The organism is Nocardia sp. alder85J (assembly GCF_020176955.2).
GTDB lineage: Bacteria > Actinomycetota > Actinomycetes > Mycobacteriales > Mycobacteriaceae > Nocardia.
Genome location: NZ_JAIUCZ020000004.1, coordinates 130,715 through 150,593 on the forward strand (window position 1 = coordinate 130,715; position 19,879 = coordinate 150,593).

Genomic DNA, 19,879 nt, shown 5'->3' on the forward strand with positions numbered 1-19,879 from the left:
GATATACGATCCGGCCGTCGGTCTGATCGTAGGGAGGCGGGCAGCCGTTGATGGTTCGGTCCCGCTTCCACGACCATTGGAGACCGGGAATCAGTTCGGTGCCCACCGCACCGATCTGCTGAACCGCGCCGCGCATCCGGTTCTCGGCTTCCTCGAGGCTGGGGCGTGTCAGCAGGCGCCGGGTCGCCTGTGCGGTCTCCTCGGGTCCGGTTTTCTTTCCGCTCGATTCGTCGATCGAATTCACCAGGCCGTGTCCTATCCAGAGGGCGGTCGCCGTCGCGATGACGATCGCGGCGGCGATTGCCGCGTATTTCGGCGTGATCATCGGCCCGGGTGGATCGCATTGTCGGGGAGTCCGGCGACGACTGCCGCAAGGTTGTAGCCGGATCGATGGCTCATATCCGGATAGGCTGAGTGCCCTGTTCCCTCGGTGTAGGTGATGCCGTCGACCGTGATCGCCGATGTCGCGAGGTGGGTGATCCACCGTATCGAGTCGGGGCTTCGCCCGAAACTGCCGAGGGTCGCGATCGGATCAGCCCGGTTCGTCATCTCGAAGACGTGGCCCGGTGGCAGGCCGAGGTCGGCGGCCGATTGCACCGAGTCGTTGAATCGGCCCAGATCGAACGGAAAATGGGCGCCTATCGGGGATTCGATGTTCGGGACACGGCCGCCCAGTCCCGGCGAGCCGTAGAAGACGGCGTTGTCGACGCCGCGCCCGTGCGCTTGCTGTAGCGCGAGGCTGGTGGTCAGCGATCCGTACGAGTGGCCGAGCGCGGTGATGTGTGGCTCGTTCTTCGTGCCGGCGACGTCCAATCCGTCGTAGAACCTCGCCAGCAGCCGACCGCCTTCTTCGGCGCGACTCTGGTTGCCGGCCATACCGATATCGCCGATGTCCATCTGCGGCGGGTCGTAGCCGAGCCAGGCGATCGTTGCGATCGATCGGTCCTGCTGGGCAGTCGTCGATTGCCGCTCGGCTTGCCTCTTCAGGGCTATGGCTTCGGTTACCTTGGAGTTCAGCGAGTCTCGGAGATTCGTACTCATGCCCGGTGTGGTGACCGCGATGTGGTCGGCGGTGTCCGGGTCGCCGAAAGCCAGGGCGGCTCGGCCTTGTCGTCCGGTCTTCAGGTCCAGGAGCAGCAGTTTCGCTTCGGGATGGTCCCTGGTCGCCTGGTCCACCGCGTCCAGGTCGGCGAGGCGTTTGCGGAGGTCGGTGGATCGGCGGACGGCGTTCAGGTCGGAGGGGTCGGTGGTCAGGGCCGCGTCCGCTACCTCCAGCTCCGTGGTGAGACGGTCGTGTTCGAGTGGGATCATGGTGCGGTTGGCGCGGTCTCGGACGGTTGCGGGGAGGCCGTCGAGGTTGCCGATGTCGGCGGGGTGGGTGTCGATCTCCCGCTGTTGTTGCTGTGGGGTGAGCGCGTCCCACCAATGTCGGATTCGTTCCGGGGTGGCGTTTTCCGGTCGGGGGGTGGGCTGGACAGCCGGGGTGGTGGCGTTGCCGAAGGAGTCGGGTGGCGGCACGGTCTCGAAGGCGGCCGCGATCGCGGTGACGGCGTTCGTGTCCACGAGAGCGGCGTTGTCGAGGACCTTGCGCAGGACGGTGGTCTCGTCGTCGCAGTCGGTCTGGAGGGCGGCGAGGGCGGTGGTGTACTTGTCGCGGTTGCCGCCGACCGCGAGGTACAGCGCCACTCTGGTGGATTCGGTGAGGTGGCAGGTGCCGTCGTCGTCGATGTGCAGGCCCTTGGCTTCCGCGGAGTGTTTGCGGCGTTCGACCAGGCCCTTCGCGGATGCGAAGTTCATACTTGCGATTCCGGCCGCGTCGCTGCCCAGTCGCAACGCCTCCAGCACTTTTCGGGCGCGGTCGCGGACCTCGGTGAATCGGGTGCGCGCGGTGTCGCCACCGGAGCCCTGGAAGAATTCGTGTGAGCTGTCCACCGCGCGGTTGCGGTCGTCCAGGATGTGTCCCAGAGTGGTGGCCTGCCGGTGCCATTCGCGGGCTTGTTCGGTCAAGGCCTCGGGGTTCCAGCCGAGTACGTCCGGGATCGTCAGGTGGTCGCTCATCGGGTGGCCTGTTTCGCGATGTGCGCGGCGGTTGCCGAATCCTGTTCGGTGACAGCGACTATCGCGCTCACCACGGCGCCGCCCAGCTCCAGCAGGGCGGTGCCGACCGCGGTGAGCGATCGGTCGGCTTCGCGGGCCGCAAGATGGTATGCCGCCGGGGTTTTCGTGCCGGGCAGGCCGGTGGTCAACGTGTCCGCGATCGCGCCGCCGCGGCCCAGCGTCTGGAGGTCCTGGCCCGCGGTGCCGAGCCCGTCGGCCAATCGGCGGCATGCTGATTTGTCCACGCGGACAACATCTCCCGGATGTGATCTCACGGCTGTGCCCCCCTGTCCGACCGACTGGCTCACCGACTGCGGCCACTATAGGCTTCCGGCAGCGGTATCACGAAGGGGGTGAACCCGCTGATGGACGAGACGGATCCGCTCCCGGGAACCATCGAGCGGTTGCGAAATGCGGTGACCAGGCCCGTTGTTGCCACTGCGGCCGGGGGAACCGTGTCGGTGGAAGTCGGTGCCGATGGTGGTCTGCGTGCGATCCGGCTGACCGAGCACGGTCGCCGGCTCGATCCGGACACGCTGGTGGCGGTGATCGTGCGGTTGCATGCTGCCGCGTTGACGGAGTCCAGAACTGCTGTGGCGCAGGCGGTTGCCGAGCTGGAGGCCGATCCGCGGCTGCGGTTGCGAGGCGCGCAGATCATGGATGCGCTGCGGCAACCGGTGCCGCGCGGCGAGGTCGAGGTGCGGGGGCGGCCCGATCGGCCCGCCGCATCGCGGCAGCCGACTCCGGAGGAAGAGGACGAGATGGATCGCTACTACCAGCGCAAGAGCTGGTTGGTGTAGCGGTTGCCGGGGCCCGCGACCGCCGGTCGTGAGGTGTTCGGCGGGAATTCGGTTCGCACCCTTTGTTCCCGGTTCGTCCGGCTACCCTGCGTCCATGAGGATGCTCGCTGTGCTGTTGGCCGGCCTGCTGGGGTTGGGTCTGCTCACCGGATGTGGTAATTCCACACGTAATTACAGTGATTCCGCGATCGGGCCCGGTCCCGGGGCGCCGCCGGTCATGCGGGAGCAGGGGCCCGCGACGCCTGCCCCGGGTGGCGGCAACGGGTCCACCGATGCGCCGGTCGATCGCAAGGAGGTGGTCACCGGCAGCGTCGACATCACCACCTCGGATCCGATCGGGGCGGCCGCGAAGGTGGCCGATCAGGTGCACGCTGTCGACGGGCGGATCGACAGCCGCTCCGAGCAGCCGGGAACCGACTCGGTGAAAGCCCATGCCACCCTGACGGTTCGGGTGCCCACCGACAAGACGGACGCGTTTCTGGCGGGGCTGAAAGCGGATGGTCGGGTCACCACCGTGACCACCAACCGCGAGGACGTCACCATGCAGTGGCAGGATCTCGACGCCCGGATCAAGGCGTTGCAGGCCTCGGTGGATCGGTTGCGCGCCTTGGTCTCCAGCGCCGCCAGTACCGCGGATCTGATCGCCGCCGAGAACGCGCTGTCCGGGCGGCAGGGCGATCTGGACAGCCTCACCGCGCGGAAACGGCACCTGGACGAGCAGATCGCGTTGTCGACGCTGACCATCGAGCTGAGCACCGACGAACCGCCGGGGTCGCAGCCGGACAGCTATGGGGACCGGGTGGTGAAGGGCTGGCATTCGCTGATGGCGGCGCTGAAGGCGACCGGTAATGCGTTGCCGTGGATCGTGTTCCTGCTGATTGTGGCCGGCGTTGTCTGGGGTGTGCGGCGAGCAGTGCGGTGGCGCTTCAGGGGAAGGACCGGTCCGGAGTTCGCGACGCCGGGGCGTACGGCAGAGGGTGCGTCCGAGGAGCCGTCCGGGAGAGCTGTGCCCGATGCTCCGGGGTCCGCAGAGTCCGGGTCCGGGGAGCCGGAGTCGGAGGCTGAGCACGTGGAGTCGGCGGCCGGGCAGCCGGTGGCCGTCGATGCGGTGGCCGGGCAGCCGGTGGCCCGGGAGCCGTCGGCTGGGCTGCCCGCGGTCGGAGAGCCCGCGGCCGGACAGCAGTCGTCCGGAGAGCCCGCGGCCGGACAGCAGCCGTCCGGGAAGTCGGCTGCGGAGGGTGAGCGGGTGGAGTCGGCGGAGGAGTAGATGCCGCCGCGGGCGAAGCCGCTGGGGCGGAGAAGAATTCCGCCACGGAGTGACGGACGGGCGTTCGGTCTGAACGAGTTCGCCGCGCCGGACGTAATTCGGAAGGACAGGCGAAGTGCCCGGTCCGGACGTGCTTGCCGGTCCGGGACGCGATGCGTGACGACAGGTGCGGTGGCGGTTCGGTCCAGGGGTCGCGGGCGGCAATTCGGGCAATTACGCTGTGCCGCGCCCCTGCCGGGCAGGGGCGCGGTGCCGGTTCGGATGAGGAAAGAGGGCGGCAGCAGTGACCAATGACATCGTCGCGATCGTGCGGCAGTTCGAGAAGGGGGTCGTGTTCCGGCTCGGGAAGGTGCAGGCTGTGCGGGAGCCGGGGTTGCGGTTCATGCTCCCGTTCGTCGATCGCATGGAGAAGGTGAGCATGCGCACGGTGACCATGCCGATCGCGTCCCAGCAGGTGATCACGCGGGACAACGTGTCCATCGCGCTGGCCGCGGTGGCCTACTACAGATGCGTCGATGCGGCCCTGTCACTGGTGGCGATCGAGGATGTCCGGCAGGCCATCGATCAGATCGCGCAGACCACCGTGCGTAACGTGATCGGCCGCACCACGCTCGATCAGGTGCTGTCGGAGACCGAGCGGCTGAACGAGCAGATCAAGATCATTCTCGACGCCACCACCGAGAAGTGGGGTGTGCTGGTGGAAATGGTGGAGCTCAAGGACATCGAGCTGCCGGAGTCGTTGAAGCGGGCCATGGCTCGTGAGGCCGAGGCGGAGCGGGAGAAGCGGGCGAAGATCATCGCGGCGGAGGGCGAGGCGTTGTCGGTGGCCAAACTGGCCGAGGCGGCGGATGTCATCGCCGCGCACCCGATCGCCCTCCAATTGCGGAATCTGCAAGTGCTGTCCGAGATCTCCACCGAGCACAACTCGACCATCGTGTTCCCGGCGCAGTTCCTCGACAGCGTCCGGGCGATCGGCGGATTCGTGCAGCGGGAGGTCGAGGCGGGCTGATCGCGGGCCGGCCCGGGATCACGCGGCTGGACGGACCTCCAGGGCACCGTCGGCGAGCACCCGGGCCAGCTCGTGCCACCGGCGGTGCCGCCAGCGGAACATGACGTGCACGAACAGCCGGGCGCCGAGTCCGAGGACGCCGTCGTCGGTCTCGATCTCGTCGGTGTACCGGCAACTGGTCGCGGTGAGCGGTTCGAAGGTCAGGCGGTGGTTCCAGATCCGGACCGGACCGCCCCATTCATTGGTGTAGATCTCGGTGGGGGTGAGCCGGACCAGGCGGAGATGGTGATGCCAGGACGGCACGACACCGAACCACCAGAGCCGGGCCGAGCCCTCGACGCCGGGTTCGACCAGGTCGGGCAGCGTCAGGCCGGGGGTCGTGAGGATCGGGTGGACGACGTATGCGAACAACGCGGGGGTGGCGGCCAGGGCGCGGGCGGTGGCGGCGGATATCGGGAGAGTGGTACTTAGGGTTACCTTACTCATGACGGTATGGTCGCCGGTCCGGGGCTGCCGGGCAAGAGTTGTGGCGACATTCGAATTCGCGCATCGGTCCGACGGTGCCCGTGAGTCGGTCCACCACGCGTGTGCGCCGGCTGTCGATGGATGCCGGTCGCAGCGTACCGGGCCCGGGAATGCCCGGCGCCGGGGGAGCGTTGACCCCGGCCGTGACCGGACTGCGCATCGGCGTCGCCCCGCATCGGCTCTGGGCGGCAACGGAATCCGAACTGGACGGGGTGCTCGAGCACGCCCGGCTCGCCGAGCGGCTGGGCTTCGATCATCTGATCGCGGGCAGCCACCTGCTCGACACCGAACTGGGCCCGACGCTGGAGCCGGTGACGATGCTGGCGGTGATCGCCGGGGCGACCTCGCGGATCCGGCTGGCGACCAGCGTGCTGATCCTGCCGCTGTACAACCCGGTCGTGCTGGCCAACCAGGCGGCCACGCTGGACCGGCTCTCCGGTGGGCGATTCACCCTCGGTGTCGGAACGGGCTGGCACGCTGGTGAATTCGAGGCCGTAGGGTCGCCGTTCGGTGAGCGCGGCCGTCGTACGGACGAGTACCTCGCCACCCTGCGCACCCTGTGGGAGAAGGATTCCGCGACGGTGAAGATCGCGGCGGCGCCGAGCACACCAGGCGGCCCCGAAGTGTGGGTGGGCGGCGGCAGTACCGCCGCGCTGCGGCGAGCCGTGCGTTTCGGTGACGCCTGGCACGGCTCCGGTCTGGACCCGAAAGCTTTGCGGGAGACACACATTCGCCTCCGCGACCTCGCCGACGCGGCCGGCCGCCCCGAACCGGCCGTCACCGTCGGCGGGTTCCTGGTGCCACCGGGATTCGATACCGCGGTCGAGGCCCCAGGACATCACCTCGGCGGCGCCCGGCCCACCGCGGCAAGTGTGCTGGACGAGCTCGGCGAGCTGGCCGCGGCCGGAGCAACGGCATATTCGCTGTGGTTGCCAGTCCCGACAGCGCAGTTCGCCGACGCGCTGGCGTGGGTCGCCGAACAGGTCGTCGCCGCGAGTTAGAGGTGATCCCGCTGGCACCACCCCACGCGGGTCGTCGCATGCGAGGGCGATCTCGATCGGCAGCGGACGACGCTCCCAGCGCACAGATGCCGCCGTACCAGGGCCGATCCGTCGGCGCCGCTGTGCAGAATCGTTGCTGCCGCGCGCTTGTGCATTCCGGTTGGAACGCCCTGTTGAGCCGCCGAACTCGTGGTCGCCACACATGTGGGCAAACCCGATTCGGCGTCGCCGGACGACGTTGTTGCCGAGTGTCTGGGGAGATCCTGGTCGGTGTCGTCGAGCAGGTTGTTGCCGAGTGTCTGGGGAGGATCCTGGTTGGCATCGCCGAGCAGGTTGTTGCCGCGCATCCGGGCAAACCCCGGTTGGCGTCGCCGGACGCGTCGCCGCCACGTATCCAGGCAGACTCCGGTTGGCGGAATCGACGCGCAGGTCGCGCATCATGGCCGATTACTTCGGCAGGTCGGACTCCAGCGCGCTGGCGTACTTGACCGCCAGCTTGCAGGGTGGCAGGTCGCCGCTGCCCGCCTTGATGTCGGCCCGCCAGACCACCAGCACCTCGAACATGCCCTGCGCCGCCGGCATGGCCGCGTAGCAGCGCAGGTGATCGGGGTCGATGGCGACGGCGGTGAAACCGGAGCGGGAGCCGATTTTCACATCTTGATAGTCGGTGACGGTGGCGTTGTCGCGACCCTGGGCGAGGGTCCGGCTGGTGGACAGCAGTGAGACCAGATACTTGTCGGAATCGGTCGGCTTCCAGTGACAGACCAGCCATACATCGCTCTGGGTCTCGTCGACGGCCTTGGTTTTCGGATCCAGACCGGCGCTGCGCAGCGCCTTGTCCCCGAGGTCCGAGCAGGGATCGAACAGTCGGCCGCCGCTGAAGGTGCTGGTCGGCCCAGCGCTCGTCGCCGACGCCGTGGCCGCCGCGCCGGCCCCACTCGACGTGCTGGATGTGCCGCCGCCACTCCCGCCGGAGGAGCAACCGCCGACCGCCGTCGCGACGACGAGCGCTGGCAGGACCCGGCGGCCGAGCGAGGTGGCGAGCGACGGCATCGATGACTCCTGTCCGGGGGCAAATAGTCAGCAAACAGCCTAACTGGTGTCCAAGCCTCCCGTGCACAGGTTCGCGACCCGGCCCTGTCCGCGCCCCACCTCACCCAGTGCGGTCACAACACACAGACACCACACCGATATCCGCGGCCCAACTGCGGTCCGCTCGCCCCGGCCACTGGTCCGCAGGGCTGGATACTCCCGTTCGCGCCCACCTCCGGCTCCCCCGGCCCGGCCACCAATCCGCACGCCCAAACCTCCTGCCCGCCACCCGGTTCCCTCCAACCCATCACCGATCCGCAGGCCCAGCCCCCTCGCGTTCTCTCCCCGGCTCCCCCCAGTAGCGGTCACCGTTCCGCAGGCCCGGTCCCCTCGGGTTCTCTTCCGGCTCACCCCCCAGTAGCGGTCACCGTTCCGCAGGCTCACCCTCACTCGCCTTCGTTTCACGCCCCAGCTCTCCAATTCGGTCACCCCCGAGCAGCCCCGGCATTCGGCTCGCCCGCTGAGGGCCCGGTCACCCCCGAGTAGGCATACCCCGAATGTTCTCGGCCCGTCTCGATTCTGGACTGACGGAGCGGGGGAGCGAAGCGGAGGAGCGGAGGAGGGAAGAATCGAGACTGAGGGGCCGAGAACCCGCCGGAGCGAAGCGGAGGCCAAAAACACAGCCGGTCACCACCGAGAAGGCAAAACCCTCAGTGTCCCCACCCCGACGCCGGTCCGCTCCACCCGACCGGAGAACTGGCCGGCAGAGCCCGACACCCCGTTTCCCGCCGCCCCCAGCACACCCCACCCCGTCACCAAGCCGCCCAACCTCAACCCGACTCGATCCTCCGCCGACAGAGCAGAAAAGAGAACACCAACCCCCACAACCCACCCCCGCGAAGCCCAAACCACAACTACACCTACTTCAACACCGCAGCGATCTCATAGTGGTTGGGCTGTGCACTCTCGATCAACTCCCCGACCCGGCGCATGGCCCCGAGAATGCGAGGATCGGTCCGAGTAGCAGTCTTCAACGCTGCCACCGACTCCCAGTGCATGCAGTTGATCACCTGCGTGCCATCCAGACTGCGCAAGATCTGCATGCTGCGCAGCCCAGGAATATCGGAGGGATCGCCCGCGGACACGATCAGGTCGACAAGCGCCTGCTGCCGCTCTGCCCGCACAGTGAAGACATTGAAGGCCAGAATCCCGTCCTGGCCACTGGAAACGATGTTCATACCAGTCGAGGTTAGCCCCAATACCAGTGACTTAGGGTTTTGGTCTGCGTGTAGCGTTCTTGGCCGTTGTGGTGGTCGGTGTGGTGCGCCAGTGCGGGGCGATGGTGACCGCGTCGAGTGGTTCTGGTTGTCGTGGAACGGGTTTGCGGTGCTCGTCGCGTTTGACCTTGAAGCTGGACATCTTGCGTTTGACGACGCGGGGGTTGGTTCGGCCGTGTCGGGCGGGTAGCAGGTGGCGGGCGATTTCCCGCACGCCTCCGGTGAGTGCTTGTGCGAGGTGGTCAGGGGGAAAAGGCCGCCTGCGCGGTCACCTGCCGGCGCGCGAGGCGGATGCTGCGGGTGAACGATAACCGGTCGGCGTCGATGCGGGCGTGATCGGCGGTGTCGTGCATCAGGGTGCGGATGGCGTAGTGGACCAGCAGGTGACCCCAGATTTCCTGCTCGACGCCCTCGGGGGAACGGGATCGCAGCACCTGCGCCGGGCCGCGCTGGTGGGTCTTGAGCTCATCGAGTGTGGTCTCGATCTCCCACCTTTCGTGATACAGGGCCGCCAGTTCCGCCGCCGGCGCGGCGTCGGGATCGAGGATGGTGGTGATCAGCCGGTACGGGGCTTGCTGGGCCGGGAAACCGGGACCCTCGAGGGTGTATTCGACGACCCGGACGATGGTCGGGTCCGCGCGTGTGCGGTGATCTTTCGCCTCGACGATCTCCGACAGATACGAACCGTCGCCCAGCTCCTCGATCACCGGAAGGATCAGGTGAGAACGAATGCGCCACAACAGATCCGCACCGCCGGCACACGCGGCCCGCCACAACCCGACACCGGCGAACCCCCGGTCGGCCAGCAGCAGATCGCCCGCACCCAGATGCCCGAAAAGCTGGCGGGCCAGCACCGATTCAGAGACCGTGAACGGCCCCAGCGCGGCAGCGGTGATCGCATGAGTGCCGCACTCGGCCAACGCCACCATCCGCACCTGCGGATACGCGCACCGCTGGGTGCGATGGGTCTTCGGGCGACCGAAATACCCGGCATTCCCGGCGCTGTCGGGAACATCGAAGGTCGTCCCGTCGATCGCGACCACACGCCAGTCCCGATACCAGCTCCCAGCGGTCAACTCCGTCGCCATCGGCCGCGCGACCTCGGCGAACAACGCCTTCAACGGCGCCGGCCCCAGCTTCACCCGCGCCCGCGAAATCGCCGCCGTGGTCGGCACCTGCCACGACCCCGACCAGCGCCTTGCCCACGCCAGCCCGTGGGTCAGCAGTCGCGCGACCTCCTCGTAACCCTCACCGGAGAACAAGCACATCGCCAGCACGAAATAGACCACCACCCGCGGCGGCAGCAACCGGGTCCGCTGCCCCGACCGGCCACACTCGTCCACCACACGATCCACCAAATCCGGCGGAAAGGTCCTCGTCAGCAACCCGATCGCGATGCGATCCGACAACCGCTCATCGGTCTCCAACTTGACCTGCCCAGGCCGCGGCATCCACATACCTCCCGGAACCGCAGCCTACCAGGTCGAGCCTTAAGTCACTGGTATTGGGCCTAGCCCCAGAACTGTACCGAATCTGTCACACTTAACACTATCCTTAGATGATTGGCTAACTATCGAATAGACTGCACGAATGCGCGGCCTCAACCATCCGGCGATCGACGGCATGGAACTGGTCACGGTGCTGGACGCGCTGGGTGATCCGGTGCGGCTCGGGATCGTGACCATGCTGGCCGACGGCGCCGAACACCCCTGTGTCGCATTCGATTTCGGAATCACCCCGGCCAGCATGTCGCATCACTTCCGGGTGCTGCGGGAGGCCGGTCTGACCCGCACCAGGCAGCAGGGCCGGCATCGCTGGATCACACTGCGCCGCAACGAATTCGAGGCCCGCTTTCCGGGACTGCTGGAGCCGTTGCTGGCGGCCGCCCGCGACGACGGACCGAACCGATCTCGAGCAAGGGAAACCGATGGCGGATCTGAACATTCGTGAATGGGGTGACGGCGAGCGGACGGCCGTGCTGATCCACGGCCTCACCGCGGCGTCGACCAGTTGGTGGCGGGTCGGCCCGGAGCTGGCCGCGCGCGGATACCACGTCTACGCCCCGGACCTGCCCGGCCATGGCGACAGCCTGCGCTGGACCGACTATCGGCTCGACACGGTGGCCGACGCCGTCGCCGCCGCGATTCCGCCCGCCCCGCAGCTTGTCCTCGGCCATTCGCTGGGCGGCCTGGTGCTCGCCACCGTGGTCGACCGGGTACGGCCCGAACGGGTGGTCTACGAGGATCCGGCCTGGTCGCCTGGCCATCCGGCGATCGCCGAAGCCTTTCGGGCACAGCGGAACTGGACCCTCGAACAAATCGCGGTGGCGAACCCACGCTGGTCGCCGGATCTGCACCGGCTCAAACTGGATGCGCTGGCGCACTGGGACCCCGGCACACTGGCGATCGTGGACGGCTTCCCGGGCTACGACCCGAAGCCGCCGACGGTCCCCGCCCTGCTCCTGCTCGCCGACCCCAGCCTCACCGTCGCACCGGAGCGCGCAACCGAATTGGCCACGCGCGGTTTCGAAGTCCGCGCGGTCCCCGACACCGGTCACGTCGTCCACAACGAAGACTTCGACGGCTTTCTCGCCGGTCTCGACGGCTGGCTCTGAGGCGTACGACATGTCGGTACGAATCCTGATCGTCGGACTGCGCGCCGACCTGGTCGACGGTTTCCGCGGGCAGCTCGACCTGCCGGGATTGGAGGTGATCGCGGGAACCGGGGCCGCCGGCTGACCGCTAATACGTGCTGCTGCCGCTACCGCTGCCACTCGACGGCCGCTGCGGCGGCGCCGGATGTCCCGGCGGGCGGCCGCAACCCCACGACGGGCACATCCTTCCGGCTTCCTGCCACACCAGGTCGGCGGCCGGGCCGGACACCGACGGCTCCGGGGTGAGCGGTACCGCAGCGGCGTCCGCCGCTGTGGCGAAGGCCGCGAGCGGCGCGGCGAAAAGTGCGGTGGCGACGGCGATTCGGGCCGCGGCCCGGCGGGTGGCGATGGTCATGGGTACGAATCTGCTACGCCGATGTCCGAAAATCACCTGCGCGGTATGCCCATTGCTGGCGAGCGCCGGTCATCGCACGAAGACGAGCACCTTCCAGGGCAGGTTCACCGGCGGGCACGTGTAGCCCTCGTCGACGCCGCAGCGGCGGTGCGCAGTGAGGTCGCCGAGTCCGGTGCCGACCACCCGGTAGGTGGCGGAGCTGTCGCCGTTGGATTCGGTGGCGCTGTGCGTCTGGTACAGCACATCGGGGCGGCTGGAGACGGGGATGTCCCAGGTCCAGAGGTCGTGCTCTCGCTTGCGGGCGAAGAACCGGACGTGGATCTCGTCGCCGGGCGACACCATGATGGTGCGGCCGTCGTCCCCGGTTTGCAGTCCGATGACGGCCGGATCGGCGCCGGCGGGGCCCGCGCCGAGCAACGGCGGCGCGATGGCCAGCAACGCCGCCGCTGTGATCCGGCTGACGGTGGTGATCATGGATCTCCTCTCGCCGTCGCATACGCCGACCGGGGCAAGGCGGGTCGATCGCGGTCGAACTTACCGGAAAAGCCCTGGTCCGACGGGTAGGCACGCCTCCGCGTGCCCGGCGCCCGCACCGAGTGTGTTCAACCGCACGTTTCCCGGTGCACAACCTCGGTTCGAATCACGGTTGCGCGATGGATCAGCAATCGGCACACAATGCTGGGATGCGGTTCAGTCGATTCGTTGCGATGGGGGACAGTCAGACGGAGGGGTTGTGGGACGGGGACGACCGGCGCGGGCTCGTGGGCTGGGCGGACCGGCTCGCGTTCCGGCTGGCCGAGGACAATCCGGAGCTGTTGTACGCGAATCTGGCCGTGCGCGCCCGCCGGATCGCCGAGGTCCGTGACGAGCAACTCGAATTCGCGCTGGAGATGCGACCGGATCTGGTCGGCATCTGTGTCGGCATGAACGACGTGATGGCGCTGACCTCCGAGATGGACGAGCCGCTGGACGAGATGGAGAAGATGTACGCCCGCCTGGTCGAGGCCGGAGCCATCGTGGTGACGACCACCTTCCCCGATGTCCGGCGGATCATTCCCGCGGCGCGGTTCATCGGGGAGCGGGTGGATCGGGTGAACGAGCGGATCCGGCTCTGCGCCGAGCGCTACGACCTGCGGCTGGTCGACCTGTTCGGGGCGCGGTCCATGCTCGACCCCCGCGTGTGGGCCACCGACCGGGTGCACGGTTCGACGCTGGGGCACGAGCGTTTCGCCCTCGCCGCCGCCGAGGCGCTGGGACTCGCCGGTGCCGACCACAGTTGGGCCGATCCGCTGGCGGAACCGCTGCGCATGGGACGGATCCGGGCGACCTATCGGGAGTTCGCGTGGTTCGTGGCGGTGCTGTGGCCGTGGCTGGTCCGCCGGGTGCGCGGTATCTCCTCCGGTGACGGTGTGCTGGCGAGACGTCCTGTGCTGCAACCTGTTCTGGCTCCGGAAGGCGACGCCTGACTCGGCGTGGTACCCCCCTGGACGCGGTGCCGCCGGGTCAGCGCCGCAGCACCGACTCAGCGCCGCGACGCCGGGTCGGCACTGGATCATCGGAGCGCCCAGGTCAGGCGCCGCACCCAGGTCAGCGCCGCACCCAGGTCAGCGCCGCACTGGATCGGCGCAGCACCCAGATCAGCGCCGCACTGGATCGGCGCAGCACCGACTCAGTGCCGGACCTCGGCGAGCGGGACCGGGCGGTGTTCCCGCCGGGAGAGCTCGCACGCCTCGGCGATGTAGAACGCCTCCAGCGCCTCGGCCGGGCCGCAGGGGTTGTCACGTTCACCGGCCGCGACGGCGAGGAAGGCCCGCAGCTCCTCGGCGTAGGCTTCGCGGAACCGTTCCAGGAAGCCCGCATACGCGGGCCGGTCCGCCGGTGCGACACCCGGTTCCACCGAGCGCAGTGGAGCCCGGTCGTCCAGGCCGACGATCGCGTTGCCGTGCGCGCCGAGCACCTCCAGCCGGACGTCGTAGCCCGCGCCGTTGTAGCGGCCGAGCGAGACCGTCGCCAAGGTGTCGTCGTCGAGTCGCAGCAGCACCGCGGCCGTGTCGACGTCGCCGGCGTCGGCGAAACTCCGGTCGCCGCGGTTGGATCCGGTGGCGAAGACCTCCGTCACCTCGCGGCCGCTGACCCAGCGGAGGATGTCGAAATCGTGCACGCCGCAGTCGCGGAAGATGCCGCCGGAGCGCGGCAGGTACGCCGCCGGCGGGGGCGCCGGGTCGAGAGTGGTGGCGCGCAGCGAATGCACCCAGCCCAGTTCGCCGGCGGTCACCGCCGCGCGGGCCGCCCGGTACCCGGCGTCGAAGCGGCGCTGGAAGCCGATCTGCACCGGGACCTGCGACCGTTCGACGTGCCGGAGCACCGCGAGAGTGCCGTCGATGTCGGCGGCGACCGGCTTCTCGCAGAACACCGGGATGCCGTGGTCGACGGCGGCGACGATCAGTTCCGGGTGCGAATCGGTGGCGCTGGTGATCACCAGGGCGTCGATCCCGCCGGCGAGCAGGGCGTCGAGGTCGGGGGCGACATCGACGCCGAGGTCGGCCGCGGTGGCGCGGGCGCGCGCGGTGTCGACGTCGGTGACCACCACCGTGCCGACGCCGGGCAGCTTCGTCAGGGTGCGCGCGTGCGCGGTGCCGATGCGGCCCGTACCCGCGAGGCCCAGCGTGATCGTCATGTGCGCTCCTGTCGGTCGACTCGGGAAGTCTTGCGGGGCAACGAAATCAGTGCGCGGGCGGCGCGGTGGTGGCGCGGGTGACCAGCGCCGGGGGGACCCGGTGCCGCACCGGGCGGGTGCGCCCGGTGCGCAGCCGTTCGACCAGCGCGCCGACGGCCAGCCGGCCGATCTCCAGCCGCGGCTGATCGATCGTCGTCAGCGATACGTGCCGCAGCGCCGCCAGCGACGAGTTGTCGTAGCCGACGATCGAGACATCCTGGGGGACACGCAGTCCCGCCTCCTCCAGCGCCGACATCGCCCCGACGGCGTTGAAGTCGTTGCCGCACACCAGGGCGGTGGGAAAAGTGCCGGGGGAGAACAACTTCAGCAGGGTCGCCACCGCGGCGACGCCGGCGGTGTCGGTGTGCTCGCTGGCGATCACCATGGGCTCCAGGCGGTGCCGCGCCATCGCCGCCAGGTAGCCCTTGCGCCGCGGTGCCGCGGTGAAGGCCGCGCCGCCGTCGAGGTGCACGATCCGCCGATGCCCGAGCGACACCAGATGGTCGACCGCGAGGGCGACACCGGTCTCCCCGTCGTCGTTGACGGTGTCGACGGTGGGTGCGCTCGAGGTGCGCGACACCAGCACCAGCGGGCCGCGGTCGGCCGCCGCGCGGATGGCCGCCGCCGGGAGTACCGGCGACAGCAGGATGGTCCCGCCGGGCCGGAAGCCGAGCAGATTGTCCAGCGCGCCGCGCTCGCGCACCGCGTTGCGATGGCCGGTGGTGAGGATCAACTCCAGCCCGGCCGCCGCGGCCGCGGAGTCCATGCCCTCCACCACGTCGGCGAAGAAGGCGTTGTGCAGATCGGAGACCAGCACGCCGATCAGGCTGGAGGTGCGGCTGGCCAGCGACCGGGCCATCGCGTGCGGCTGATAGCCGAGTTCCGCCGCGGCCGTCAGCACCGCGCGGCGGCGATGGTCGCTGACCTTCGGCGATCCGCGCATGACCAGCGACACCAGCGCCCGGGAGACGCCGGCCCGGGTGGCCACGTCCTCCATCGTCGGTCGCGTCATCGGATGCCTCTCGTGTGCTGCGGTGGCCGGCCGTCGGCGGTCACGCTACCGGTCCGCGCCGGGGCGCTCAATAGAGCGCTCCAATCGGACAAATCAACCACGAAAATACTCGTCATTTTCCCAGGGAGGAAACTATCATTCGAGGTAGAGGGCATATCATCGAACCCGCGCCGACCCTTGACATCGACGTGATCCAGGTTACATAGTTGGAGCGCTCCAATGACGGGGATATGTCAGTTGGCATCGACAGGCCGGAGATTCCGATGATCGAGTTGCCGCATCCGCTGCGCATCGCCGCCGCGCCGATCTCCTGGGGAGTGTGCGAGGTTCCCGGCTGGGGGCACGTTCTCGACGCCGACACCGTGCTGGCCGAGATGGCGGCGCTCGGCTTCACCGCCACCGAATTCGGGCCGCCGGGGTATCTGCCCGAGGATCCCGCCGCCCGGCGCGCCCTGCTCGGGCGGCACGGTCTCGGCGCGGTGGGCGGATTCCTGGCGCTGCCGCTGCACCGCGATCGGGCCCGGTTGCTCGATACGGCCGGGCACACCGCCGCAATGTTCGCCGCCGCGGGTGCCGAGGTGCTGGTGCTGGCCGCCGCCACCGGTACACCCGGGTACGACTCCCGCACCCCGCTCGACGCGGCGGCCCGGCGGGCGCTGCTGGACGGTGCCGCCGCCGTCCGCGACCTGGCCGGGGCGCACGGGTTGCGCACGGTGCTGCACCCGCATGTCGGCACGCACGTGGAGACGGCGGACGAGGTGGAGTGGTTCCTGGCCGGCAGCGATGTCGACCTCTGCCTGGACACCGGTCATCTGCTCATCGGCGGCGCCGATCCGGTCGCGCTGGCCCGCCGGTACGCCGACCGCATCGGGCATCTGCACCTGAAGGATGTCCGGCGCGCGGTCGCCGACGAGATCCGTTCCGGCCGAATCGAATACAGCCGGGCCGTGCGGGCCGGACTGTATCCGCCGCTGGGCGAGGGCGATATCGACATCGCCGCCATCGTGGCGGCCACCACGGCCGCCGGATATCGCGGCTGGTACGTGATCGAACAGGACACGGCGCTGGCACCCGGTGACCCGGCGTCCGGTCCGAGTCGTGACGCCGAGCGCAGCCTGCGATATCTGTCGCCGGACCGGCGGCACGGTGGCCTCCGACCACTGGAATATCGCTAGGAAGCAGGAATCATGACAACGAAGTCGCACCCGCGCCGCCTGCGGCGCCTGGCGCCGTGGATCGCGGCCGCCGCACTGCTCGCCGCGTGCAGCGGGCCCGCCTCCGAATCGCCTGCGGCGCAGTCGGGTACGCCGGCGCCCGCGGCCGCGGGCAAGCTGGGCACCGTTGCGGTGGTCACGCACGGCAGCGCCGGCGACGCGTTCTGGAACGTCGTCAAGAACGGCGCCGAGGCGGCGGGCAAGAATCTCGGCGTGCACGTCGACTATCAGGCCTCGGGTGATCCGGCGCAGCAGGCCGAGCTGATCGACAACGCGGTGGCGCAGCACGTCGACGGGCTGGTGGTGTCGATGGCCAATCCGCAGGCGTTGCAGACCTCGGTGCACAATGCCGTCGCCGCCGGGATCCCGGTCGTCACCATCAATTCCGGCGAATCCTCCAGTGCCGCGTTCGGCGCCATCGGGCACGTCGGGCAGAGTGAGGAACTGGCCGGCACGCAGGCCGGGAAGCGGCTGAAGGACGCCGGAAAGACCAAGCTGCTCTGCGTGATCCACGAGGCGGGCAATGTCGGCGCCGCGCAGCGCTGCGCCGGGGCCACCCAGGGCTTCGGCGCCACCACCACCCTGCAGGTCGACATCGGCAATCCGACCGACGCGCAGGCCCGGATCAAGGGCGCGCTGGAATCCGATCCGGCCATCGATGCCGTGCTCACGCTGAACTCGCAGATCGCCGCGCGGGCGGTGGCGGCGGCCGGGGAGGCGCACTCCAAGGCGGCGGTCGCTACCTTCGACCTCAACAGCGATGTGGTGGACGCGCTGCGGGCGGGCACCCTGCTGTTCGCGATCGACCAGCAGCAGTACGAGCAGGGCTACCTGCCGATCGTGATGTTGCAGCTGTACAAGTCGAACGCCGATACGCTCGGCGGCGGCAATCCGGTGCAGACGGGTCCGGCGTTCGTGGACAAGAGCAATGTCGAGGCCATCGCCAAGCTCATCGGCCAGGGCACCCGCTGACGCACCCGGAGGACGTGACGATCATGGCCGTCGCCACCACCGACACGCCGTCGCGGACCGGACGCGGACTGTCGCCACGCCGGCTGCTCGCGCGGCCGGAGATCGGGGCCGCGCTCGGCGCGCTGCTGGTCTTCGTCTTCTTCTCGCTGTTCACCGGCCGATTCCTCAGCGCTCTCGGCGTGGCCACCTGGCTCGACGACGCCTCGACGCTCGGGATCATGGCGGTGGCGGTGGCGCTGCTCATGATCGGCGGCGAGTTCGATCTGTCCGCCGGGGTGATGACCGCCTCCACCGCGCTGGTCACCGCGCTGCTGGCGACGCGGGCCGGGTGGAACGTGTGGCCGGCGCTGGCGGTGTCGCTGCTGTTCGCGCTGGCGGTCGGGGCGCTCAACGGCTGGCTCGTGATGCGCACGGGCCTGCCGAGTTTCATCGTCACGCTCGGGACATTCCTTGCGCTGCAAGGCATCAACCTGGGCGTGACGCGGCAGCTCACCGGCACCGTGCAGGTCTCGGGGATGCGGTCGGCGGCCGGATACTCCTCGGCCGGTTCGGTGTTCGCGTCCACCGTCGACCTCGGCGGTACCGCGTACCAGTGCTCGGTGCTGTGGTGGCTGGCGCTCACCGCGATCGCGGCCGTGGTGTTGCTGCGCACCCGGTTCGGCAACTGGACCTTCGCGGTGGGCGGATCGCTGTCCGCCGCGCGGGCGGTCGGCGTCCCGGCGGTGCGCACCAAGATCCTGTTGTTCATGACGACGGCGGGCGCGGGCTGGATCGTCGGCTCGATGAATGTGCTGCGCTTCGCGGGGGTGCAGGCGAATCAGGGTGTGGGGCTGGAGTTCCAGTACATCATCGCGGCCGTGGTGGGCGGCTGCCTGCTCACCGGTGGTTACGGCTCGGTGCTCGGGGCGGCGCTCGGCGCGCTGATCTTCGGGATGGCGCGGCAGGGAATCGTGTTCGCGCGCTGGAACAACGACTGGTTCATGCTGTTCCTCGGCGTGCTGTTGCTGGCGGCGGTGCTGGTGAACAACGCCTTCGCCAAGCGAGCGGAAAGGGTGCGTCGGTGAGCGCGCTGATCGAGACCTCTGGTGTCGGAAAGAGTTACGGCGGTGTGGTGGCGCTGCGGGATGTGTCGATGGTGGTGGAGCCCGGCGAGGTCACCTGTGTGCTCGGCGACAACGGGGCGGGGAAGTCGACGCTGATCAAGATCCTCTCGGGGGTGCACCGGCACGATCGTGGTGAGCTGCGGGTCGACGGTGCGGTGGTGCGGTTCGGGTCGCCACGGGAGGCGCTGGATCGCGGAATCGCCACCGTGTACCAGGATCTCGCGGTGGTTCCGCTGATGAGTGTGTGGCGCAACTTCGTGCTCGGCGCCGAGCCGACCCGGGGGATCGGGCCGGTCCGGGTGCTCGACCGGGCCCGTGCGCTGCGCACCACACGGAAGGCGCTGTCGGACATGGGGATCGAGATCGCCGATCTGGAGCAGCCGGTGGGCACGCTGTCCGGCGGGCAGCGGCAGTGTGTGGCGGTGGCCCGCGCTGTCCACTACGGGGCGAAGGTGCTGATCCTCGACGAGCCGACCGCCGCGCTGGGTGTGAAACAGGCCGGGGTGGTGTTGCGCTACGTGGTGCAGGCGCGCGACCGTGGGCTGGGCGTGGTGCTGATCACCCACAATCCGCACCACGCCTATCCGGTCGGCGATCGGTTCCTGCTGCTGGAGCGCGGCGCGATGCTCGGCTCCTATCGGAAATCCGAGATCGACGTGAACGAGCTGACCCGGCAGATGGCCGGAGGTGCAGAATTGGAAGCGTTGCAGCACGAATTGCAGCGGGTGGTGCGGGGGTGAGCGAGGCTGCGCCGCCGGCCGCGGGTGCTGCCGTGCCACAACAGGTCGCACGTGATGCCGCAGGGAAAGTCGGGCGCGACGGTGTGCTGCCGGGGATGGGTGCCGC

Annotated in this window: 21 protein-coding genes and 1 pseudogene; 11 read left to right on the forward strand and 11 right to left on the reverse strand. The window is 69.2% G+C overall.

Features of this window, described 5'->3' with window-relative positions; translation table 11 throughout:
- Positions 1-22 precede the first annotated feature (22 nt).
- The 3 genes and pseudogenes from LBW94_RS44435 to LBW94_RS16560 form a co-directional block, all read right to left on the reverse strand.
- A pseudogene (locus LBW94_RS44435) lies at positions 23-325 on the reverse strand (LppA family lipoprotein); the annotation flags it as partial.
- A complete protein-coding gene (locus tag LBW94_RS16555; protein WP_225061954.1) occupies positions 322-2,058 on the reverse strand; it encodes an alpha/beta hydrolase in 1,737 nt (578 codons plus the stop codon). The gene LBW94_RS16555 and the pseudogene LBW94_RS44435, both read right to left, overlap by 4 nt.
- Positions 2,055-2,342: a hypothetical protein gene (locus tag LBW94_RS16560; protein ID WP_225061955.1), complete on the reverse strand. Its 288-nt coding sequence runs from the start codon at positions 2,340-2,342 to the stop codon at positions 2,055-2,057. The genes LBW94_RS16555 and LBW94_RS16560 overlap by 4 nt, the downstream gene beginning before the upstream one ends.
- Positions 2,343-2,558: 216 nt before the next feature.
- On the opposite strand from LBW94_RS16560, the gene LBW94_RS16565 reads away from it, so the two are divergent.
- The 3 genes from LBW94_RS16565 (at position 2,559) to LBW94_RS16575 (ending at position 5,173) form a co-directional block, all read left to right on the forward strand.
- Positions 2,559-2,897, forward strand: a complete 339-nt coding sequence (locus LBW94_RS16565) for a hypothetical protein (RefSeq protein WP_225061956.1) — start codon at positions 2,559-2,561, stop codon at positions 2,895-2,897.
- 94 nt (positions 2,898-2,991) lie between these two features.
- Positions 2,992-4,164 carry a DUF4349 domain-containing protein gene (locus LBW94_RS16570; RefSeq protein ID WP_225061957.1) on the forward strand — a complete coding sequence of 391 codons (1,173 nt, stop codon included), beginning with the start codon at positions 2,992-2,994 and terminating at the stop codon, positions 4,162-4,164.
- 283 nt (positions 4,165-4,447) lie between these two features.
- Positions 4,448-5,173 carry a slipin family protein gene (locus LBW94_RS16575; protein WP_225061958.1) on the forward strand — a complete coding sequence of 242 codons (726 nt, stop codon included), beginning with the start codon at positions 4,448-4,450 and terminating at the stop codon, positions 5,171-5,173.
- An 18-nt stretch (positions 5,174-5,191) separates the two neighbouring features.
- Here LBW94_RS16575 and LBW94_RS16580 read toward each other — a convergent pair whose 3' ends face one another.
- Complete coding sequence (locus LBW94_RS16580; RefSeq protein ID WP_225061959.1) at positions 5,192-5,659, reverse strand: hypothetical protein; 468 nt, start codon at positions 5,657-5,659, stop codon at positions 5,192-5,194.
- A gap of 80 nt (positions 5,660-5,739) precedes the next feature.
- On the opposite strand from LBW94_RS16580, the gene LBW94_RS16585 reads away from it, so the two are divergent.
- Positions 5,740-6,699 (forward strand): TIGR03619 family F420-dependent LLM class oxidoreductase, encoded by a 960-nt coding sequence (locus LBW94_RS16585; protein WP_225061960.1) that lies wholly within the window; start codon positions 5,740-5,742, stop codon positions 6,697-6,699.
- A 447-nt stretch (positions 6,700-7,146) separates the two neighbouring features.
- Here LBW94_RS16585 and LBW94_RS16590 read toward each other — a convergent pair whose 3' ends face one another.
- From LBW94_RS16590 to LBW94_RS16600, 3 genes are all read right to left on the reverse strand, one after another.
- Positions 7,147-7,752, reverse strand: coding sequence for a DUF3558 domain-containing protein (locus LBW94_RS16590; protein WP_225061961.1), 606 nt, complete (start codon positions 7,750-7,752; stop codon positions 7,147-7,149).
- Between the two features lie 899 nt (positions 7,753-8,651).
- Positions 8,652-8,969, reverse strand: a complete 318-nt coding sequence (locus LBW94_RS16595; RefSeq protein WP_225061962.1) for an antibiotic biosynthesis monooxygenase family protein — start codon at positions 8,967-8,969, stop codon at positions 8,652-8,654.
- Between the two features lie 281 nt (positions 8,970-9,250).
- Entirely contained in the window at positions 9,251-10,459 is a 1,209-nt protein-coding gene (locus LBW94_RS16600) for an IS4 family transposase (protein ID WP_266271303.1), read from the reverse strand.
- A 139-nt stretch (positions 10,460-10,598) separates the two neighbouring features.
- Here LBW94_RS16600 and LBW94_RS16605 point away from each other — a divergent pair, with 139 nt between their 5' ends.
- Both LBW94_RS16605 and LBW94_RS16610 read left to right on the forward strand, forming a co-directional pair.
- Positions 10,599-10,958, forward strand: a complete 360-nt coding sequence (locus LBW94_RS16605; RefSeq protein ID WP_225061873.1) for an ArsR/SmtB family transcription factor — start codon at positions 10,599-10,601, stop codon at positions 10,956-10,958.
- Positions 10,936-11,622 (forward strand): alpha/beta fold hydrolase, encoded by a 687-nt coding sequence (locus LBW94_RS16610; RefSeq protein WP_225061872.1) that lies wholly within the window; start codon positions 10,936-10,938, stop codon positions 11,620-11,622. Before LBW94_RS16605 ends, LBW94_RS16610 begins: the two co-directional genes overlap by 23 nt.
- Positions 11,623-11,749: 127 nt before the next feature.
- Here the strand turns inward: LBW94_RS16610 and LBW94_RS16615 are convergent, their stop codons facing one another.
- Both LBW94_RS16615 and LBW94_RS16620 read right to left on the reverse strand, forming a co-directional pair.
- The gene (locus LBW94_RS16615; RefSeq protein WP_225061871.1) at positions 11,750-12,016 is read right to left on the reverse strand and encodes a hypothetical protein; all 267 of its coding nucleotides are present in this window, start codon (positions 12,014-12,016) and stop codon (positions 11,750-11,752) included.
- A gap of 69 nt (positions 12,017-12,085) precedes the next feature.
- Positions 12,086-12,490, reverse strand: a complete 405-nt coding sequence (locus LBW94_RS16620; RefSeq protein ID WP_225061870.1) for a hypothetical protein — start codon at positions 12,488-12,490, stop codon at positions 12,086-12,088.
- A gap of 209 nt (positions 12,491-12,699) precedes the next feature.
- On the opposite strand from LBW94_RS16620, the gene LBW94_RS16625 reads away from it, so the two are divergent.
- Positions 12,700-13,482 (forward strand): SGNH/GDSL hydrolase family protein, encoded by a 783-nt coding sequence (locus tag LBW94_RS16625; RefSeq protein WP_225061869.1) that lies wholly within the window; start codon positions 12,700-12,702, stop codon positions 13,480-13,482.
- A 203-nt stretch (positions 13,483-13,685) separates the two neighbouring features.
- On the opposite strand, the gene LBW94_RS16630 is transcribed toward LBW94_RS16625, so the two are convergent.
- Positions 13,686-14,693, reverse strand: coding sequence for a Gfo/Idh/MocA family oxidoreductase (locus LBW94_RS16630; protein WP_225061868.1), 1,008 nt, complete (start codon positions 14,691-14,693; stop codon positions 13,686-13,688).
- Positions 14,694-14,739: 46 nt separating this feature from the next.
- Entirely contained in the window at positions 14,740-15,744 is a 1,005-nt protein-coding gene (locus tag LBW94_RS16635; RefSeq protein WP_225061867.1) for a LacI family DNA-binding transcriptional regulator, read from the reverse strand.
- 263 nt (positions 15,745-16,007) lie between these two features.
- Here LBW94_RS16635 and LBW94_RS16640 point away from each other — a divergent pair, with 263 nt between their 5' ends.
- Genes LBW94_RS16640 through LBW94_RS16655 form a run of 4 tightly spaced genes read left to right on the forward strand, consistent with a single transcriptional unit; the run spans position 16,008 to position 19,773 of the window.
- Positions 16,008-16,919, forward strand: coding sequence for a sugar phosphate isomerase/epimerase family protein (locus LBW94_RS16640; protein ID WP_225061866.1), 912 nt, complete (start codon positions 16,008-16,010; stop codon positions 16,917-16,919).
- 12 nt (positions 16,920-16,931) lie between these two features.
- Positions 16,932-17,930 (forward strand): sugar ABC transporter substrate-binding protein, encoded by a 999-nt coding sequence (locus tag LBW94_RS16645; RefSeq protein ID WP_225061865.1) that lies wholly within the window; start codon positions 16,932-16,934, stop codon positions 17,928-17,930.
- 23 nt (positions 17,931-17,953) lie between these two features.
- Entirely contained in the window at positions 17,954-18,994 is a 1,041-nt protein-coding gene (locus tag LBW94_RS16650; protein ID WP_225061879.1) for an ABC transporter permease, read from the forward strand.
- Positions 18,991-19,773 (forward strand): ATP-binding cassette domain-containing protein, encoded by a 783-nt coding sequence (locus LBW94_RS16655; protein ID WP_225061864.1) that lies wholly within the window; start codon positions 18,991-18,993, stop codon positions 19,771-19,773. Before LBW94_RS16650 ends, LBW94_RS16655 begins: the two co-directional genes overlap by 4 nt.
- Positions 19,774-19,879 lie beyond the last annotated feature (106 nt).

Excerpts from the sequence above, each read along its gene's own strand:
- LBW94_RS16635 (WP_225061867.1), bottom strand. The coding sequence starts at position 15,744 with ATGACGCGACCGACGATGGAGGACGTGGCCACCCGGGCCGGCGTCTCC.
- LBW94_RS16630 (WP_225061868.1), bottom strand. The coding sequence starts at position 14,693 with ATGACGATCACGCTGGGCCTCGCGGGTACGGGCCGCATCGGCACCGCG.
- LBW94_RS16620 (WP_225061870.1), bottom strand. The coding sequence starts at position 12,490 with ATGATCACCACCGTCAGCCGGATCACAGCGGCGGCGTTGCTGGCCATC.
- LBW94_RS16590 (WP_225061961.1), bottom strand. The coding sequence starts at position 7,752 with ATGCCGTCGCTCGCCACCTCGCTCGGCCGCCGGGTCCTGCCAGCGCTC.
- LBW94_RS16610 (WP_225061872.1), top strand. The coding sequence starts at position 10,936 with ATGGCGGATCTGAACATTCGTGAATGGGGTGACGGCGAGCGGACGGCC.
- LBW94_RS16595 (WP_225061962.1), bottom strand. The coding sequence starts at position 8,969 with ATGAACATCGTTTCCAGTGGCCAGGACGGGATTCTGGCCTTCAATGTC.
- LBW94_RS16600 (WP_266271303.1), bottom strand. The coding sequence starts at position 10,459 with ATGCCGCGGCCTGGGCAGGTCAAGTTGGAGACCGATGAGCGGTTGTCG.
- LBW94_RS16580 (WP_225061959.1), bottom strand. The coding sequence starts at position 5,659 with ATGAGTAAGGTAACCCTAAGTACCACTCTCCCGATATCCGCCGCCACC.
- LBW94_RS16640 (WP_225061866.1), top strand. The coding sequence starts at position 16,008 with ATGATCGAGTTGCCGCATCCGCTGCGCATCGCCGCCGCGCCGATCTCC.
- LBW94_RS16650 (WP_225061879.1), top strand. The coding sequence starts at position 17,954 with ATGGCCGTCGCCACCACCGACACGCCGTCGCGGACCGGACGCGGACTG.
- LBW94_RS16615 (WP_225061871.1), bottom strand. The coding sequence starts at position 12,016 with ATGACCATCGCCACCCGCCGGGCCGCGGCCCGAATCGCCGTCGCCACC.
- LBW94_RS16625 (WP_225061869.1), top strand. The coding sequence starts at position 12,700 with ATGCGGTTCAGTCGATTCGTTGCGATGGGGGACAGTCAGACGGAGGGG.
- LBW94_RS16570 (WP_225061957.1), top strand. The coding sequence starts at position 2,992 with ATGAGGATGCTCGCTGTGCTGTTGGCCGGCCTGCTGGGGTTGGGTCTG.
- LBW94_RS16555 (WP_225061954.1), bottom strand. The coding sequence starts at position 2,058 with ATGAGCGACCACCTGACGATCCCGGACGTACTCGGCTGGAACCCCGAG.
- LBW94_RS16645 (WP_225061865.1), top strand. The coding sequence starts at position 16,932 with ATGACAACGAAGTCGCACCCGCGCCGCCTGCGGCGCCTGGCGCCGTGG.
- LBW94_RS16605 (WP_225061873.1), top strand. The coding sequence starts at position 10,599 with ATGCGCGGCCTCAACCATCCGGCGATCGACGGCATGGAACTGGTCACG.